Source organism: Allobosea sp. WAO, assembly GCF_001509835.1.
In the GTDB taxonomy this organism is placed as follows: domain Bacteria; phylum Pseudomonadota; class Alphaproteobacteria; order Rhizobiales; family Beijerinckiaceae; genus Allobosea.
Map to the genome: position 1 here is coordinate 75,606 of NZ_JXTJ01000001.1, position 17,710 is coordinate 93,315.

Consider the following 17,710-nt stretch of genomic DNA (forward strand, 5'->3'; position numbering starts at 1 on the left):
GTTTCGTTCCGTAGAGATCCGGCTTCCGCCCGCCGGCGCACGGCACAGAGTTTCTCGCCATCCTGGTACCTCGCGCTCTGGTTCGGTCTGCCCCGGCAGACCGCATGCGGATCAGTAGTCATGCCCGGGATTGCAGGTGGATTGCGCAGGGCGGCTGCGGCGTCGGCGCCGCTTGTGCGTCCAGCGCGATGGGCGCAAGGTCGCGGCGGTGACAGATTAGAAAGATTCCAATATGGGACTGAAGCCCTATCTGCTCCGCTTGCACCGCTGGATCACTCTCGTCTTCGCTTTGCCTCTGCTCGGGATCATCGTCTCGGGGCTGGTGCTGTCGGTCGAGCCGCTGGCGCAACGCCAGGCGCCGGCGACGGCGTTGACAGAAGCGCGTCTGCTCGGTTTCCTCGACCGCTACGACCCGGACGGCAAGGCGACCGGCCTCTCGGTTCGCACCTATGACCAGTTGGTCCGCCTCTCCGGTGTGGGCGAGGACGGAACGGTCGATGTCGGCCTTTCCAGCGGTGAGGAGGTCGAGACCGACGGGCTTGCCGAATGGTTCGGCTGGGCGCGCGGCCTGCACGAGCGGCTGCTCCTGGATCTCGGCTGGCTGGTCACGGCCAGCACCGTTGCGATGATCGGCCTTGCCGGGCTCGGCATCGCCATGGGCTGGCCGCGGCTGCGCAACACGCTCGGCGGCTGGCACGCCGGAATGGCCTGGCTCACCCTGCCGCTCGTCGTGCTGAGCCCGCTGACGGGGCTGTTCATCGTCATGGGCCTCGGAACCGGCGGCGGGCCTGCCGGGCCGCGCGGCGAGCGCCTGCCGATCAGCGCCGCTGTCTCGGCCATCGCGCGCGATCACGACCTCGCCGGCCTGACCTCGCTGCGGATGCGGGGCGGGCGGCTGGTCGCCCGGATCTACGAAGGCAACCGGCTGACGACCTATGCCGTCACCCGGGACGGGCTGCAGCCGGCGCCAGCGAACTGGCCGCGTGCGCTGCACGAGGGCAATTGGCATGCCTTGCTGGGAACCGTCTTCAACGCGCTGCTGTCGGTCGTCCTGATCGGGTTGTGGGGTACGGGCCTCGTGATCTGGGCGAGGCGACGCTTCCGCAAGCGCCGTCCGCGGGCGCTGCAGTCGGCGCGCGCCGCCGCATCGGGCTGAGCCGGAACGGCCACATAGCCGCCCTCGTCAGATCAGCCCGAGCCCCTTGAAGCTGACATGGCCGTCGCGGCCGACGATGATGTGGTCGTGGATGGCGATGCCGAGCGGCTTGGCGATGTCGACGAGCTCGCGGGTCATGCGCATGTCGGCGCCGGACGGTGTCGGGTCGCCGGATGGATGATTATGCACTAAAATCAAAGCCGTAGCCGAGAGTTCCAGCGCCCGGCGCATCACTTCGCGGGGGTAGACCGGCGTATGATCGACGGTGCCGGTCTGCTGCACCTCGTCGGCGATCAGCGCGTTCTTCTTGTCGAGGAAGAGAATGCGGAACTGCTCGCGCTCGGCGAAGGCCATGGCGAGGCGGCAATAGTCGATCACCGAAGACCAGGAGGACAGCACCGGCTTCTTGGCGACCTGGCCCTTCATCGCACGCTTGAGCGAGGCCTCGACGATCTTGAGGTCGAGCGCGACGCTCTCGCCGATGCCCTTGACCTCGGTCAGCCGCGAGACCGGGGCGCCGATGACCTCGGCGAAGGAGCCGAAATGCTGGATCAGCTGCTTGGCGAGCGGTTTGACGTCGCGCTGCGGGATCGAGCGGAAGAGCAGCAATTCCAGCAGCTCGTAATCGGGCAGGGCGCCATCGCCACCTTCAAGGAAGCGGTGGCGCAGCCGCTCGCGATGACCGAGATGGTGCGGCTCCTGGTTGTCAATTTTATCGTTCTGCAATTTTTTTGACACGTGACGTAGCGTCTGGTTGGCTATCCCCAAACCAATACCAGAGGGCGGACAATGGCAAGGAAGCTTCTGCTGTCGCGTCTCGTGGCGCAGGTCCAGAATGGCGAGCTCTCTCGCGAGCAGGCCAAGCGCTATTTCGTCATCGATCCTGCGGCAGGCTCGCCGTTCCTGCCGGGGCTCAAGCTGAACAGCCGGACGGTCGACACCGCGGGGCTCGCACAGTCCGCCACTGCGATCGCGACCGCGCTGGCGCGCGATATCGACATTCTCGACCCCTTGCGGGCCGCGACCGCCGGCGCCTTCGCGCACAAGGCGACGACGCCGAAGGGAGCTGTGGCAGCCGCCGCGGCCGGCGCGACCATCCTGGCCGAGGGCGATTCCTGGTTCGATCTGCCGCTGATCTATCCGCGCACCCTGGTCGATTTCCTCGGCGAAAGGCACAAGATCGTGACGCTCGCCCAATGGGGCGACACGCTCGAGGACATGGTGGCGGCGCGCCAGTTCGTCGAGCCGTTGAAGACGAAGGCCTTCAAACATTTCCTGTTCTCGGGCGGCGGCAACGACATCGTCGGCGGCGGCCGCATCCAGGATTTCGTGCGGCAGTACGATGTCGGCCATCCCGCGCCGGGTGACGCTGCCTGGTACGTCAAGGATGCCTTCGTCGATGCGCTCGACCGCGTCATGGCGCTCTATCGCGAGATCGCCGCGATCGTGAAGAGGACCTCGCCCGCGACCAGGCTCGCGGTCCATGGCTATGCCTGCGTTCTGCCGCAGAAAAACGGCGCCTGGCTCGGCCGGACCATGGAAGATTTCCTGGGGCTAGATCCGGTCTATAAGGCCGATCTCTGCCGGGCGATCGTCAAGGTCATGCTCGACGCCTTCAATATCAGGCTGAAGCAACTCGCCGACAGCTCGAACGGGGCCATCGTCTATGTCGACCTGCGCAAGGCGGTCAAACCCGACGAATGGTATGACGAGCTGCATGCGCGCGAGGTCGCGACGAAACGCTTCGCGCGCACCTTCGAAACGACGCTCGGGCTGTAGCGCGAGCGCCCGGCCATTTGGCGAGGCGCTCTCTTGGGTCGCGTTACCTGGGCGCGAGCGGGTTGTCGCGGCCGGCGGGTGAGAGCGTGAATATCTCGCAGCCATCGTCGGTGACGCCGACCGTGTGCTCGAACTGAGCCGAGAGCGACCGGTCGCGCGTCACGGCCGTCCAGCCATCGGAGAGCACCTTCACGCTGGCCTTGCCGAGATTGATCATCGGCTCGATGGTGAAGAGCATGCCGGGCTTCAGCTCGGCGCCTTCGCCGGGGCTGCCATAGTGCAGGATGTTCGGCGCGTCGTGGAAGACCTCGCCGAGGCCGTGGCCGCAGAAATCGCGTACCACCGAGCAGCGCTCGCCCTCGGCATAGCGCTGGATGGCGAAGCCGATGTCGCCGGTGGTTGCGCCGGGGCGCACGGCGCCGATGCCGCGCAGCAGGCTCTCATAGGTGATCTCGATCAGCCGCTCGGCCCGGCGCGGAATCTCGCCGACGCCGAACATCCGGCTGGAATCGCCGTGCCAGCCGTCGAGAATCAGCGTGTAGTCGATGTTGACGATGTCGCCTTCGCGCAGCGGCTTGTCGTCGGGAATGCCGTGACAGACGACATGGTTGATCGAGGTGCAGATCGACTTGGTGTAGCCGCGATAGAACAGCGTCGCCGGATAGGCGCCGTTGTCCATGGCGAACTGGAAGGCGAGGTCGTCGAGTCGCTGGGTCGTCACGCCCGGCCGAACCTCGTCGGCGAGCATGTCGAGGCCCTGCGCGACCAGGCGCCCGGCCTTGCGCATGCCGTGAAAGGCCTCGGCGCCGTGCAGCTTGATGGCGGCTTCGCGTCTCACGCGCGCGATCGATTCGTCGAGGGTCATGTCGAAAGGGGCACTCCTTGAGCTTCTTATCTATTGCGTTTGATGGTGCGCGCAAGCGTTCCAGCCCCTCGGTGCCGGCTCATGCGGTCGCAGCCGCGGGATGGAGGGGGGCGGCCCCAGGCCGATGGCGATCGTGGGTCAGGGCTTGCCGATGAGGAATGCGCGCACGGTGGCTACGGTCGCCCCGGGGTTCTCCTCCATGATCCAGTGTCCGGAATCGGGGACGATACCTTCGCTGACATCGGACGCGGCGAAGCGCATGACCTCCGCCATGGTGAGCCCGAACGATTTCTCGCCGCCCAGTGCCAGCACCGGCATGGCGAGCTTGCCCTGTTGCGCGAGGAAGGCCCGGTTGTCGATCGCATCCTGATCGAAGGCGGCGAACTGGGCGAAGCCGGCGTGCATCGCGCCCGGCCGGGCGTAGAGTGCCGCGTAATGCTCGCGCGCCGCTTCGCTGAAGCGGGCCGGGGTTGCGGAGAATTCGTTCCAGAAGCGGTCGAGATAGATGCGCTCGCGCCCGGCGACCAGGCGCTCCATATCCGGGCCGCCGAAGCGGAAATGCCAGAGCAGCGGGTTCTTGAGGATCTCCTCCCAGGGGCCGACGCCGGGAAGCGGTGCATCGATCAGGACAAAGCGGGAGACTCGGTCGCGGTACTGGGTGGCAAGGGCGAAGCCGACCATGTTGCCGATATCGTGGGTGACGAGCTCCGTCCTGGCGATGCCGAGCTTGTCGAGGATGCCGGCGATATCGTGTGCCTGATTCTTCTTGTCGAATCCTCCCGAAGGCTGGGCGGAAAGCCCCATGCCGCGCAGGTCGGGTACGATCACGGTCCGCTCGCGAGCCAGGTCGGCCGCCATCGGTGCCCACATGTCGCCCGTCTCGCCATAGCCGTGCAGCAGGACGACCGCCGGCCCGCTGCCGCCGATGCGGACATGCAGCGTCGTGCCGTTGGTGGCGATCTCCTGTGTCCTGAAGCCGGGCGGAAAAGGCTCGACCTGGGCCTGAGCTGACGAGGCCAGCAACAGGGCAGCAACAAGGGCAAAGGCGCATTTCAGCATGGCGACCCTCCTTGGTGGCGGCGTCGTTGCCGGTTCGGTACGAAAGGCCGCGCCTCGCTCCATCAGCGACCAGAACCCGGCCAGGTGCAAGTCTCTCCTGCAGTCGTCAGCATTCGGCGGCTGGCGCGCAAGCGCTGTGGGGTGTATCAGCGCGCCGATGGCACTCAATGAAACATCTTCGGGCGAGGAACAGCCCTACGGGACCTTCGCGCCGCAGGGGCTGGTGGCGCGGATCATCGCGCGCACGCGCCGCGCTTCCGGCTCCTTTCTCGGGCGCAAGTTCGCCTTCGCGCTGCGCCGGCTGGGGCTCAAGGCGCTGAAGGGCCGTCCGGTCGACATCGAGGCGCTGGGCGCCCAGATGCGGCTCTACCCGGACGGCAATGTCTGCGAGAAGCGCGTGCTGTTCACGCCGCAATATTTCGACGCACGCGAGCGGGAGCTGCTGGCCGCGCGCATCGGCGAGGGTTTCTGCTTCATCGATATCGGCGCGAATATCGGGGCCTACTCGCTGTTCGTCGCCGCTAAGGCCGGGCGCCGGGCGCGCATCCTCGCCGTCGAGCCGCAGCCGGAGATCTTCGCGCGGCTGACCTACAACATCGCCCGCAACCCCTTCGGCACGATCAAGGCCGTGGCCTGTGCGCTAGCTGACAAGCCGGGCGAGCTGACGCTCTTCCTCGACCCCGCCAACAAGGGTGAATCGAGCGTCCGTCTTCTGCGTTCCAGCACCTCGACCTCGGTACGGGTGCCAGCGACGACCTTGCTCGCACTGATGCAGAGCGAGGGCTATGAGAAGCTCGATGCGATCAAGCTCGATGTCGAGGGAGCCGAGGACCTGATCCTGGAGCCCTTCCTGCAGGACGCGCCCGAGGCGCTCTGGCCGGGCTTCATCATCATCGAGGATTCGCGCGCCCGCTGGCAGGTCGATCTTCCGGCGCTGCTGGAAGCCAAGGGGTATCGCCTGCTGGCACAGACCCGGCTCAACCTCGTCTACGAGCGCAAGGCCTCCTGATCCAGCCTGGCGCGCATGACCGCCCCGCAAGGCGCGCCGCTTGAGCGTATGGCAGCGAGGCGCATATTTCCGGGATTCGCAGCAGGCGCCTTCGCGCCTGCCCAACCTGGGACATGCCCATGACCGCGCCGTCGACCAAGACCTTCGCGCCACCGGTCACCGCCGCGATCCTGGTGATCGGCGACGAGATCCTGTCGGGGCGCACCAAGGACAAGAATATCGGCTACATCGCCGAATTCCTGACCAATATCGGCATCGAGCTGCGCGAGGTCCGGGTCGTGCCGGACCTGATGGACGAGATCGTCTCGGCGCTGAACGCGATCCGCTCGCGCTACACCTATGTCTTCACCACGGGCGGTATCGGCCCGACGCATGACGATATCACCGCCGATGCCGTCGCCTGTGCCTTCGGGGTCCCGATCGACTACGATCCGCGGGCCGTCGCCATGCTGTCCGAGCGCTTCCCGCCCGACCAGCTCAACGAGGCCCGGATGCGCATGACGCGCATTCCCGCCGGGGCCGACCTGATCGCCAATTCGGTGTCGAAGGCGCCGGGCTTCCGGATCGGCAATGTCCATGTCATGGCCGGCGTGCCGGCGATCATGCAGGCGATGCTCGACGTCGTCGCGCCGACCTTGAAGACCGGAGTCAAGATCCTCTCCGAGACGGTGCGTGCCGGCCTGCGCGAAGGCGATATCGGGACCCCGCTCGCGGCCATCGCCGCCGCCCATCCGGATACCACGATCGGCTCCTATCCGTTCTGGTCGGAAACCGGGCCGGACACCAATCTCGTGGTGCGCTCGCGCGACCCGGAGAAGCTGATGGCCGCGGTCGCCGCCGTGCAGGCGATGGTCGAGGCGGAGCGGGCGCGCCTGAAGGCTTGAGCCGGGATCGGCAGGCGATGCCGGAATAATTTCAGGTTGCGCAGGGGAACGGACGCCGGTTCGGCGTATAAGGCGCGCTTATGTCCTGCGAGTGCCTAGTTTGGAAGATTTTTAAAGAATCTAAAGTTTACGAGCGTGCTTGCTGCTCGAATTTTGTCTTGTGAATGGACGTGTCTGTCCTCCGGCGTTTTGTCGTCGAATCTGAATAGTCACTACGGAGTACTGTCTCTATTTCAGTATTAGTTCCCGCGCTTTTCTGATCACAATTGTGTTATCCATGTAATCGTGGCCGTTTTTATCGGCCTGTAAACCGCCGTCGTCTATTTTTTGTCTACGGATGCGCTCCGTGGGGCTGAATGCAAGGGGACGGGCATGCGGCTAAATCCATTCATGGGCGGCGCCTCGCGCCGCGAGCTCGAAGGTGAGATGGCGGCGCTCAGCCGCTCGATGGCGGTGATTTCATTCAAGCTGGACGGAACAATTCTCGACGCCAACGAGAACTTCCTGAAGGCGATGGGCTACACGCTGGATGAGGTGCGTGGACGGCACCACAGCCTCTTCGTGACGAAGCAGGAAGCGGCCAGCGCCGACTACCGGGAGTTCTGGGCGAAGCTGGCGCGCGGCGAATACCAGGCCCGCCAGTTCATGCGGGTCGCCGCCGATGGCAGCGAGCTCTGGATCGAGGCGAGCTACAACCCGGTCCTCGATGCCGGCGGCAGGCCGGTGAAGGTGATCAAGTTCGCGACGGTGATCACCGGGCAGAAGAACCGCGAAGCCGACATGGCCGGGCAACTCGAGGCGATCCGCAAGGCGATGGCGGTGATCGAGTTCTCGCTCGACGGCACGATCCTCGACGCCAACGATAATTTCCTCGCCGTCACCGGCTATTCGCTCGCCGAGATCAGGGGCCAGCATCACGGCATGTTCTGCGAGCCGGCCTATCGCGCTTCGCCGGAATATCGCGGCTTCTGGCAGAAGCTCGGCCGCGGCGAATACGATGCCGGCCAGTATCTGCGCCTCGGCAAGGGCGGGAGCGAGATCTGGATCCAGGCGAGCTACAACCCGATCTTCGATGCCAAGGGGCAGCCGACCAAGGTGGTGAAATACGCTACCGACATCAGCGAGCAGAAGGCGGCGCGCCAGCTCGCCCAGGCGGTAGCTGAGGCGCAGGGCGTGATCGGCCGAGCCAAGGACCGCGACCTGACCCAGCGCATCCCGATGGCGGGCAAGGAGGGCGAGGTCGCCGATCTCTGCAACGGCATCAACGAGCTCCTCGACAACATGGCGCAGGTGATCAGCACCGTCGGCGGGATCTCCGGAAAGGTCGCGGCCGCGGCCGACCGGATCGCCTCGGAAAGCGTCAACCTCGCCGAGCGGACCGAGGCGCAGGCGTCGAGCCTGCAGCAGACCGCGGCGACCACCGAGGAACTCGCCGCCTCGATCAAGACCAGCGCCGGCAATTCGCGCCAGGCGGCGGCGCTCGGCGACGAGGCCAAGACCGTAGCCTCGCGCGGCGGCGCCATCGTCGCCGATGCGGTCACGGCGATGGGGCGGATCGAGCAGGCCTCGACCGCGATCGCCGACATCATCTCGATGATCGACGAGATCTCGTTCCAGACCAATCTGCTGGCGCTCAACGCCGCCGTCGAGGCGGCCCGTGCCGGCGATGCCGGCCGGGGCTTTGCCGTGGTCGCGTCCGAGGTCCGGGCGCTGGCCAAGCGTTCGAGCGAATCCGCCAACGGGATCAAGGAGCTGATCGGCAATTCGAGCGAGCAGGTCCGCTCCGGCGTGAAACTGGTGCAGCAGGCCGGCAAGACGCTGGAGGAGATCGTCAGCGCCGCGACCCGGGTCGCCGGCACGATCGCCGACATCTCCAGCGCCGCGGTCGAGCAGGCCAATGGCGTCGACGAGATGGCGCGGACCGTCGCGCATATGGACGAGATGACCCAGCAGAACTCGATGATGGCCGATGCCAGCTCCCGGCTCTCGCGCGAATTGCAGGGCGAGACGCAGGCACTGGCGGCGCTGGTCGGGGCGTTCCGGCTCGGCGCGCGCAGCCCGGCCGACGAGATGGTGGCGAATCTGCGCGCCATGCTGCCGGCCGCGAAGCCCGCGGCGGCTCCGGCCGCGAGGCCGCTCGCCCGCACGGCGGTACGGGTCGGCAGCGGCGGCGCCGACGGCTGGGCGGAGTTCTAGGACCCCGAGCCGGCCGGGTCAGCCATCCCGGCCGGCAGGGATCGGACCCGCTGCGGCCATCGCAGCGGGGACAAGCGACCGGTTTGCACTTGCGCGCGCCGGCCGGATGCGCTTTGCGGAAAAACCAGCCACGTTTTCCGCAGGACCGCCCCGCCATGGCCGAACCGACCAACAAGGCTTTCCCCGTTTCCTGGGACCAGTTCCATCGCGACGCCCGGGCGCTCGCCTGGCGCCTGGCCGATGCCGGCCCGTTCGAGGCGATGGTCTGCATCACCCGCGGCGGGCTCGTGCCGGCGGCGATCATCTGCCGCGAGCTCGGCCTGCGGATGATCGAGACGGTCTGCGTCGCGAGCTATCACGACTACAAGAACCAGACCGAGCTCAAGGTGATGAAGGAGATCGCGCCCTCGATCCTCGCCATCGGCGACGGCAAGGGCAAGGGCGTCCTCGTCGTCGACGACCTCACCGATACCGGCAAGACCGCCCGCGTCGTGCGCGAGATGCTGCCGAACGCGCATTTCGCCACGGTCTACGCCAAGCCGGCGGGCGTGCCGGTGGTCGACACCTTCGTCACCGAGGTCAGCCAGGACACCTGGATCTATTTCCCCTGGGATATGGCCCTGTCCTATGTCGAGCCGATCGCCAAGGGCCATAAGGGCTGAAGATGTGTCCTGTCGTTCCGGGGCGCCGCTCAGCGGCGATCCCGGAACCCATGAACACGCCTCATTTCGTCATGGTCGGGCTTGTCCCGACCATCCACGCCTTCAGCGGTCGAGTGTCGTGTTCAAGACGTGGATGCTCGCCACAAGGGCGAGCATGACGGGCTGGAATTGCAGGGTGTCCATCGGTTCCGGGCCCAGGCCTCCCGGAGTGACTGCGGAAGGGCCGCTCAGCCCGCGCTCGGAGCCCTGAGCGCCACGACCATGCCGGTGATGGCGATGGCCATGCCGGCGATCTCCTGCGCCGAGGCCTTCTCGCCGAGCAGGGCGAAGCTGGCGATGGCGGTCACCGCCGGGACCAGCGGCAGGAACAGGGCCGCGCCGCCGGCACCGAGCGTCGCGACCGACTGGGTGTAGAGGAACAGCGCCAGCGCGCCGACCAGCACGCCCTGGTAGAGCGCCTGCAGCGCGATCGCCGAGAGCGGCACCTGCATCAGGTTGACCGGCTGCACGAGCGCGAGCAGCGGCAGCAGCAGGAGCGACAACAGGCAGGTCGCCATGGTGACCTCGACCGCATCCGCTCCCCAGCGCCGGCAGAGCACGCCGAACACCGACCAGAGCAGCGCGATCAGCACGAAGAGCAGGTCGCCGATCCAGGCGCCCGCGCGCGTCGGCGTGTTGGACAGAGCCTCGAAGGCGAAGACGGCGATGCCGAGCACGAGCAGGGCAAGGCCGATGAGCCGGGCCTTGCCGGCGCGCTCGCCGAGCACGAACCAGGCGAGAATCGCGGTGCAGACCGGGATCAGCCCCGGCGAGATCACCGAGGAATGCAGGGCCGGCGCGAAATGGGCGCCGCCGACCAGGATCAGGCTGTAGGCCGGCCCGACCAGGGCGGTCAGCACCAGCGCCCGCTTCCAGCCGAGCCTGCCGACCGGGAAGGGCTTCAGGCGCTTCACCGCGAAGGGCAGCATCACCAGCGAGGCCGCGAGGAAGCGCAGGATGGTGACGTCGCCGGCCGAGAGCCCGTCGGCGACCGACTGGCGCGAGACCACCGATTGCACGCCCCAGATCACGGCGCAGAGCAGGCCGCAGGCGAGGCCGAAGGCGGGCCGCGAGGTGAGGGGGATGGTCTTGGTCACGCGACGGCTTTCCGGCGAAGAGAGCCGGCTCTATGGGCGGGGGCGGGAGCCGCGGCAAGGGCGGGCAGGCGAGGGCGCTGCTCGCTGGGTGCATGGACGCAACGTCATGCGCCGCCGGCGGATGACGGGTGCGGGGAACCTTCTCCCCCGGAGGGGAGAGGGGGGCTACTCCACCGCCGCGACGAGCCGCTCGAGGAACCCGTCGATCGCGGCCTTGTCGATCCAGCGCAGCACGGCGACGAGGTCGTGCTCGGGGTCGATCCAGATCAGGTTGTTGCCGGCGCCCTGTGCGCTGAAGCTGCTCGCCGGCAGCTTCGGGTTGGCGTTGAGCCACCAGAGGAAGCCGTAATTCGCCAGGGTCGGCGAGGGCTTGAGCGACTGTTCGAGCCAGGCGGAGGGGATCAGCTCGCGCCCGTCCCAAATGCCCTTCTGGGCGACGAGCTGGCCGAAGCGGGCATGGTCGCGGGCGCTGATGAACAGGCCGCCGCCCCAATGGCCGCCGCCGGGGACCGACTGCATGCGCTCACCGTCGATCTCGACCCATGAGGTCTCGTAGCCCTCCCAGCGCCAGCCTTGCGAGGCGCCGATCGGGTCCATGATGCGCTCGCGCAGAACCTGCGGCAGCGGCCGGCCGAAGCGGCGCAGCAGCGCATAGCCGAGCGCGTTCACCCGGACATCGTTGTACTCGTAGAGGCTGCCGGGTTCGCCGAGCTCGCGGCGCTGGCCTTTTCGGCTGTTGTCGGCGCCGACGCCGATCTGCCTGAAGTGGTCGACCTGGTCGGATTTGCCGAAGATCTCGCCCTGCCATTCGCTGTTCATGTTGAGCAGGTGGCGCCAGCTGATCCTGGCATTGTGCGGGCTCGCGAAATGCGGCCCGTCAACGCTTCTGCCCACGGGCTCGTCGATATCGGCGATCAGACCGTCGGCGACGGCGAGGCCCGCCAGCACCGAAAGATAGCTCTTGGCGATCGAGAAGGTCATGTCGGCGCGCTCGACATCGCCCCATTCGGCGGCGAGCTTGCCGCCCTTCAGCACGATGCCGGCCGGCCCGCCGCGCGGCTCGACCGGGCCGACGATCTCAGTCCAGGGACCTTTCTCGTCCCATTCGCGATTCCCGACATAGGCGCCGTCCGGATAGAACATGCTGCGCGGCCAAGGCGAGTCATGCGCCTGCGCGAATTCAACGGCTGCCTGGAGGCGGGCGGAGGAGAGGGAGCTGGGCAAGGCGGGGACTCGGGCGTGGTGGAGGTTGGTGGTGAGGCGGGTTTAGCATTGCTGCGCAGGGGTGTCTTCGCTGCTGGTGGATACGGTGTTGTGCGAGATGAGATGGCTGATGTGGGTCGGGAGCGGACGTTGGGGTGAGTAGGCGGCACCTGCTCGATAGTCTAATCGTACGATCAGGCGTCTGCGCCTTTGGGGGAATCGATGGCAGGTGAAGCTGTTTCCGTGGCTCAAGCTGCGTCGAGCCTAAACTGGCTCAGTATTTTTGGTGGTGCAGTCGTTGGCTCGGCCTTGTCTGGCTTCATCAATATCGTTCTCCATCAGCGCAACCTCAACAAAGCCGCTGAGCAGCGAAACGAGGATAGGCAAGAAAAGAGAAAAGCGTTGGCATTCGCCTTCTTTGTCAAATTAACCCGTATTTTGTCTGATGGCCATACCATCAGCAGGGACCTCCGCGAAGAGTTGGCGAAAGCAAATGGCGATGAGACAGCTCACCCAGCTTTGTTGGTCCGTCCGATTGCTCCAACTCCCGAGAAAGTTAGCTTTACTGCGGACGAATTGGGGCTGGTTTTGTCCTTGGATGATACCCTCTTCAACGATGTCGCAGCGTTGGATCGTCTGCATGCATCGGTAACTGATTTAGTCTCATTGTATTCTGTGACGAGAGAAAAGCTCCTAGCTCGCTTTGGCGCAAAGATAGAGTGCGGGAGCAGCGTGGGCACTACGTTTATGACATCAGAGGAGCGGGAGTGGTTCATGCCTCGCCTCATCGAAGCAGACGGCATAGTCGTGGCGCTGCTCGAATACGCCGATGATTGCAAACAGATTGGCGCCGACACAGCAAAGCGGTGGCATGCGCTCATGGTCAAGGAGTTCAAACTTAAGCAGACGTTTGACATCGAGTTCGGGAAGGCCAAGCCCAATACCCCTGCCGCCAATACGGCTGCTTGAGCGCCCGTAGCTTTGGCGCATATGTAAGAAATGGGTCGAAAGCGGCCATTTCACGCTGGGTTGTCTTCGAGTTGCGTCGATAGGGCGCCGTCCTCACTCCTCCATCATCGTCTCCACGAACGTCGCCGGGTCCGCGCAGAACTCCCGCATGATCCGGAAATGCTGGGTCTGCTCGATCGTCACGGGATCGAGCCCGTATTGGCTCAGGCCCAGCAGGCGGGCGCCGGGATAGGCCATCAGGATCGGGGCATGCGTCGCCATGATGACCTGGCACTGGCCGAGCCGGTCCATGCGGCGCAGCAGCTTGAGGAACTCGATCTGGCGGGCCGGGGAGAGTGCCGATTCCGGCTCGTCGAAGATGAAGATGCCGCGGCGCTGGCAGCGCTCCGCGAAGAAGCGCAGAAAACCCTCGCCATGCGAATGGGAGAGGAAATCGGGCGGCGCATGGCCGGAGCTGCGGGCCGCATGATCGAGATAGCGCGCCACCGAGAAGAAGCTCTCGGCCCGGAAGAACCAGCCATCGGTGACCTTTGGCAGCCAGCTTGCCTTCAGGGCGCCCGCGAGCCGGCCACCCATCGCCTCGACCGCTTCGGCATGGTCGACCGGCCGGTAGCCCTTGCCGCCGCCGGCCTCGTCATAGCCGGCGAGCGCGGCGATGCCTTCGAGCAGCGTCGATTTCCCCGTGCCGTTCTCGCCGACGATGATGGTGATCGCCCGGTCGAAGGACAGCGCGAAGTCCTCGCGCAGGAAGGGCAGGCACCAGGATAGGCCGCAGGGTCCGGCACCGCGGCGCGGTCGAGCCAGATGCGCCGGAGATAGGGCGCGGGCAGGCGGGGCGGGCTGCTTCGTCTCATGGGGGCTCGGCGTCGGGGTGGGGCAGGCTAGGGCGTACTGCGCTTCGAGGGAACCGCGTGTCATCCCGGCCGTAGCGAAGCGGAGCGCCGGGATCCATGCCTGAGCCCTTCCGAAAGAGGTTCAGGCATGGATCCCGGGTCTCCCTGCGGTCGCCCGGGACGACACGCGCATAGGGCAAAGGCAGTGCGTAGGGAGGCATGCGCGTGCCTCCCGCCGGCTTCCACCGTGAGGGTCTGAAGGGAACGCCGTCCGAGGGAGGGCGCGGGGCCGGGCGGCGTCGCAGTCGACGGCTGCGTGCCGAATGTCGATGTCTTCTGTCGAAGCAGCGCCATTGGCCGCCTCCCGATCCCGCGCGCGGTTCTCTATGGTGTCTTCGCCGTCTGGTTACGTCCGGCAGGACTGGGAGGGCCTCTCCCATCGACGAAAACCCCTCCGCGGTGGAGCGGGCAGGCCGGCCGCAAAAGTGGATCGCACCTTTGCGGAGCGCGCTCGCTCGGGCTCGCAAGGCCCTTTCGCCACGAAGACCGCTCTCCCGCCCGGCCTCATGATGCCTCGCGAAGCCCCCTCGGTTCGGGCGGGACGGGGAGAAGCATAAGCGAGGTTTTGGAGGCGGGGATTGTTCGGCGGGTTGTGCCCGGTGTCTCGGCGTCATGCTCGCCCTCGTGGCGAGCATCCACGTCTCGAACGTCGCACGACGCAAAGGAAGACGTGGATGGTCGGGACGAGCCCGACCATGACGGGAAAGGCGCTGGGAATCCTCTCCTGCATGGTTTCCTCAGCGCCACGCCGGTCGGTCTGGCTCCTCCCTTCCCCCTTGCGGGGAAGGGTTGGGGATGGGGGGGGCGCCCGACCGGGTGCGCGGCTGCTGGTAGAGGCCGGCCAGTGCATCGCTCGGCGCGCTCTGCCCGACTTTCCACCCCCCAGCCCTGCCCCTCCCCGCAAGGGGGAGGGGTTCCCTGCGCTCGTGCGGCAATGCTCGCTGCTGCAGCGCCGCATTGCTTTTCGCGGTTGCGGTAGAATTGGAATCCTGCTCACCTGTGAGCCGCCTCATCAAACGATTTAAAAAGACGGAGAGCGGCGTGGCCGGTGCGGAGGAATTGTCGCCAACGGCGCTGGCGAGCGAATTGTCGGCGGCGATCGTGCAGGCGCGCTCGGATGCGCGCGAGGACCCGTTCGGCAACCCGGTCTTACGCGTCACGCTCTGGCTGACCCGCAAGATGGATCGCGGCGAGGTGACGCTCGCCGACACCGCGGCGCTGATCCGCCAGCTCGGCCGCGCCGCGCTCGCCGACCGGGCGGCGCGCGTCGCCTCCTATGTCGGGCTGGAGCGCGAAGAGGCCGAAGCCTATGCGGCGCTGGCGCGGCGCGTCGGCGAGGAGGCGAGCGCTTCGGCCCAGCCCTTCGAGGCCTATGGCGCGGCGCTGGCCCGCGTGCGCTTCGCGGCCGTCTTCACCGCACATCCGACCTTCGGCATGAGCCGGGCGGTGGCGCATGCGCTGGCCGAACTCGTCTCGAATGCGGGCGAGGCGGCGGTGCTGAGGTCGGCCGATCTTTCCTTCCGGCCGGATGCGGCGATCACCCTGCAGGACGAGTTCGAGCAGGCGCGCTTTGCGGTGCGCAATGCCCGCGACGCGATCGACCGGCTGAACGCCGCCTTCCTCGAAGAGGCCCGGGCACGCTGGCCGCAGCGCTGGCGCGAGCTCAGTCCACGCGCCTTGCAGCTCGCCTCCTGGGTCGGCTGCGACACTGACGGGCGCACCGACATCGGCTGGTGGGACACGCTGCGCTACCGGCTGGAATCGAAGCGCGGCCAGTTCTTCCGCCTGCTGGAGAAGCTGCCGGAAGCGCCGGCAGCCGCCGAGGTGAGGGCGCTGGTCGAGGGCGCGCTCGCAGCGGTCGAGCGGCAGCTTGCGCTCTGCCCGCCCCTGAACAGCAAGCCGGAGATCGCGGCCCTGCAGGCTTTCTCGCTGGCGCTGGTCGGCGAGCGCGAGGCGGCATTGCCGGATTCGTCAAAGCTCGTGGCGGCGCTCGACAAGGCGATCGTGCTGGCCGAGGACGAGGCGATCGCGAGCGCGCTGGTGCTGGCGCGGGCCGGCGTCATCGCCCATGGCGTCTCGATCGCGCTGCCGCATTTCCGGCTGAACGCCTCGCAGCTCCACAATGCGATGCGCGGCGTGATCCCGCTCGACGAGGACCCGGCCCAGCCGGCGCAAAGGCGCGCCTTCCTGGCCGCCGCGAACCAGGCATTGGCTAAGGCTCAACCGACGCCGGTCGATTTCGGGGCGCTCGCGGTCGAGCGCGCCTCGGCGGCGCGGATGATGATGATGGTCGCGCAGATCGTGAAGCATGTCGACGGCTCGCGGCCGGTGCGCTTCCTGATCGCCGAGACCGAGACCGGCTACACGCTTTTGTCAGCGCTCTATCTGGCGAAGCGCTTCGGCATCGCCGATCTCGTCGAGATCTCCCCGCTGTTCGAGACCTCGGACGCGCTCGAACAAGGCCCGCGCATCATCGACGAGGCGCTGCGCAGCCCGCATTGGCGCGATTATCTCAAGCGCCATGGCAGGCTCTGCGTCCAGTTCGGCTATTCCGATTCCGGCCGCTATATCGGCCAGGTCGCGGCGACCTTCTGGGTCGAGCGGTTGCGCAGTCGTATCCTGGAGCTGCTGCAGCGCTACGGCCTCACCGATATCGAGCTCGTCATCTTCGACACGCATGGCGAGTCGGCCGGGCGCGGCGCCCATCCCGACAGCCTGAAGGACCGGCTCGCCTATCTCGATCCGGAATGGCCGCGGCGCGCCTTCGCCAAGGCCGGCGTCAAGGTGACGCGCGAGACCAGCTTCCAGGGCAGCGACGGCTACCTGCTGTTCGGCACCAGCGGGCTCGCCGGGGCGACGGTGGCGCGCATCGCCGAGGCGATGTTCGCCGACGCAACTGCGGGCGATGACGATCCGATCTATGCCGAGCCGGACTTCGCCACCGAGTTCTTCCAGACCGTGCGCGAGGAGATGACCCATCTCGTCGACGATCCCGGCTATGCCGCGCTGATCGGCACCTTCGGTCCCTCGCTGCTCGACAAGACCGGCTCGCGCCCGGCGGCGCGGCAGAGCGATGCCGGCGGCCCCACGGTGATCCGCCATCCCAGGGAACTGCGGGCCATCCCGAACAACGCCATCCTGCAGCAACTCGGCTGGCTGGCGAACAGCGTGCACGGCATCGGGCAGGCGGCGGGGCGGGCGCCCGAGCTGTTTGCGAGCATGCGCGAGAGTTCGGAGCGCTTCGGCCGGGCCTATCGCCTCGCGGCCCATGCCATGGCGAACAGCGATCTCGATGTGCTGCGCGCCTATCTCGACACGCTCGATGCCGGCTCCTGGTTCGACCGGGCGAGGCGGACGGAGCGGGAGGGGCGGCGCGACGAGTTGCTCGCCGTCGCCGAGGCGCTGGCGCGGCTCGATCTCGCGCCGGCTCTCAGGCGGCTGTTCTGGCGCTTCGCCTCGGACCGGCTGAAGCTGAAGGAGGCGGCGGGCGAGCCGCCGGCGATGCCAGTGCGGCTGGTCGCCCTGCACACGCTGCGCCTTTCGCTGCTGCACCGGATCTGGCTCTCGGCGACGCATATCCCGGATTTCCGGCCGCATGCCGGGGTGACGCGCGAGCTCCTGCTCGAACGCATCCTGAGGCTCGACATGAACGGGGCGCTAGTGATGCTAGGCGAGATCTTCCCGCTCAATCCCGACGCGGCGCTCGGCCTTGATTTCGGCGAGCCGCCGGGGCCGCGCGAGGGCGGCGCCTATGCGGCGCTGCACCGCGACGTGATCGAGCCGATGCGGCAGTGCTTTGCGCTGCTGCGCGAGATCTCAGGCGCGATCCAGCACGAGATCGGTGCGTTCGGCTGAGATCGCCGATCCGTCATGCTCGCCCTCGTGGCGAGCATCCACGG

At 67.0% G+C, this 17,710-nt stretch carries 13 protein-coding genes and 1 pseudogene; 8 read left to right on the forward strand and 6 right to left on the reverse strand.

Annotated elements, in window-relative coordinates; translation table 11 throughout:
• The first annotated feature begins 232 nt into the window (after window positions 1-232).
• The gene (locus DK26_RS00400) at window positions 233-1,156 is read left to right on the forward strand and encodes a PepSY-associated TM helix domain-containing protein (protein ID WP_066467223.1); all 924 of its coding nucleotides are present in this window, start codon (window positions 233-235) and stop codon (window positions 1,154-1,156) included.
• A gap of 27 nt (window positions 1,157-1,183) precedes the next feature.
• On the opposite strand, the gene radC is transcribed toward DK26_RS00400, so the two are convergent.
• Window positions 1,184-1,882 (reverse strand): DNA repair protein RadC, encoded by a 699-nt coding sequence (radC, locus tag DK26_RS29545; RefSeq protein WP_248309829.1) that lies wholly within the window; start codon window positions 1,880-1,882, stop codon window positions 1,184-1,186.
• Window positions 1,883-1,945: 63 nt separating this feature from the next.
• Here radC and DK26_RS29550 point away from each other — a divergent pair, with 63 nt between their 5' ends.
• Complete coding sequence (locus DK26_RS29550) at window positions 1,946-2,935, forward strand: hypothetical protein (protein ID WP_066467225.1); 990 nt, start codon at window positions 1,946-1,948, stop codon at window positions 2,933-2,935.
• Between the two features lie 43 nt (window positions 2,936-2,978).
• On the opposite strand, the gene map is transcribed toward DK26_RS29550, so the two are convergent.
• Window positions 2,979-3,800, reverse strand: coding sequence for a type I methionyl aminopeptidase (gene map / locus DK26_RS00415; protein ID WP_066467227.1), 822 nt, complete (start codon window positions 3,798-3,800; stop codon window positions 2,979-2,981).
• Between the two features lie 138 nt (window positions 3,801-3,938).
• A complete protein-coding gene (locus tag DK26_RS00420) occupies window positions 3,939-4,859 on the reverse strand; it encodes an alpha/beta hydrolase (RefSeq protein ID WP_066467228.1) in 921 nt (306 codons plus the stop codon).
• Between the two features lie 157 nt (window positions 4,860-5,016).
• Here DK26_RS00420 and DK26_RS00425 point away from each other — a divergent pair, with 157 nt between their 5' ends.
• From DK26_RS00425 to gpt, 4 genes are all read left to right on the forward strand, one after another.
• Entirely contained in the window at window positions 5,017-5,868 is an 852-nt protein-coding gene (locus tag DK26_RS00425; RefSeq protein ID WP_083532866.1) for an FkbM family methyltransferase, read from the forward strand.
• 119 nt (window positions 5,869-5,987) lie between these two features.
• Window positions 5,988-6,752 carry a molybdopterin-binding protein gene (locus tag DK26_RS00430; protein WP_066467230.1) on the forward strand — a complete coding sequence of 255 codons (765 nt, stop codon included), beginning with the start codon at window positions 5,988-5,990 and terminating at the stop codon, window positions 6,750-6,752.
• Between the two features lie 372 nt (window positions 6,753-7,124).
• Window positions 7,125-8,948, forward strand: coding sequence for a methyl-accepting chemotaxis protein (locus DK26_RS00435; protein ID WP_248309830.1), 1,824 nt, complete (start codon window positions 7,125-7,127; stop codon window positions 8,946-8,948).
• A 155-nt stretch (window positions 8,949-9,103) separates the two neighbouring features.
• On the forward strand, window positions 9,104-9,610 hold the full coding sequence (gene gpt, locus DK26_RS00440) for a xanthine phosphoribosyltransferase (protein WP_066467233.1): 507 nt from the start codon (window positions 9,104-9,106) through the stop codon (window positions 9,608-9,610).
• Window positions 9,611-9,837: 227 nt separating this feature from the next.
• Here the strand turns inward: gpt and DK26_RS00445 are convergent, their stop codons facing one another.
• Both DK26_RS00445 and DK26_RS00450 read right to left on the reverse strand, forming a co-directional pair.
• Window positions 9,838-10,746: a DMT family transporter gene (locus DK26_RS00445; RefSeq protein ID WP_066467235.1), complete on the reverse strand. Its 909-nt coding sequence runs from the start codon at window positions 10,744-10,746 to the stop codon at window positions 9,838-9,840.
• Between the two features lie 165 nt (window positions 10,747-10,911).
• Window positions 10,912-11,889, reverse strand: a complete 978-nt coding sequence (locus DK26_RS00450; RefSeq protein ID WP_083532881.1) for a serine hydrolase — start codon at window positions 11,887-11,889, stop codon at window positions 10,912-10,914.
• A gap of 282 nt (window positions 11,890-12,171) precedes the next feature.
• Between DK26_RS00450 and DK26_RS28800 the strand changes: the two genes are divergently transcribed.
• Window positions 12,172-12,918, forward strand: a complete 747-nt coding sequence (locus DK26_RS28800; RefSeq protein ID WP_157089433.1) for a hypothetical protein — start codon at window positions 12,172-12,174, stop codon at window positions 12,916-12,918.
• 93 nt (window positions 12,919-13,011) lie between these two features.
• Here the strand turns inward: DK26_RS28800 and DK26_RS00460 are convergent.
• Window positions 13,012-13,772 (reverse strand): annotated as a pseudogene (locus tag DK26_RS00460) (AAA family ATPase).
• A gap of 1,218 nt (window positions 13,773-14,990) precedes the next feature.
• On the opposite strand from DK26_RS00460, the gene DK26_RS00465 reads away from it, so the two are divergent.
• Window positions 14,991-17,666, forward strand: a complete 2,676-nt coding sequence (locus DK26_RS00465; RefSeq protein ID WP_157089443.1) for a phosphoenolpyruvate carboxylase — start codon at window positions 14,991-14,993, stop codon at window positions 17,664-17,666.
• Window positions 17,667-17,710 lie beyond the last annotated feature (44 nt).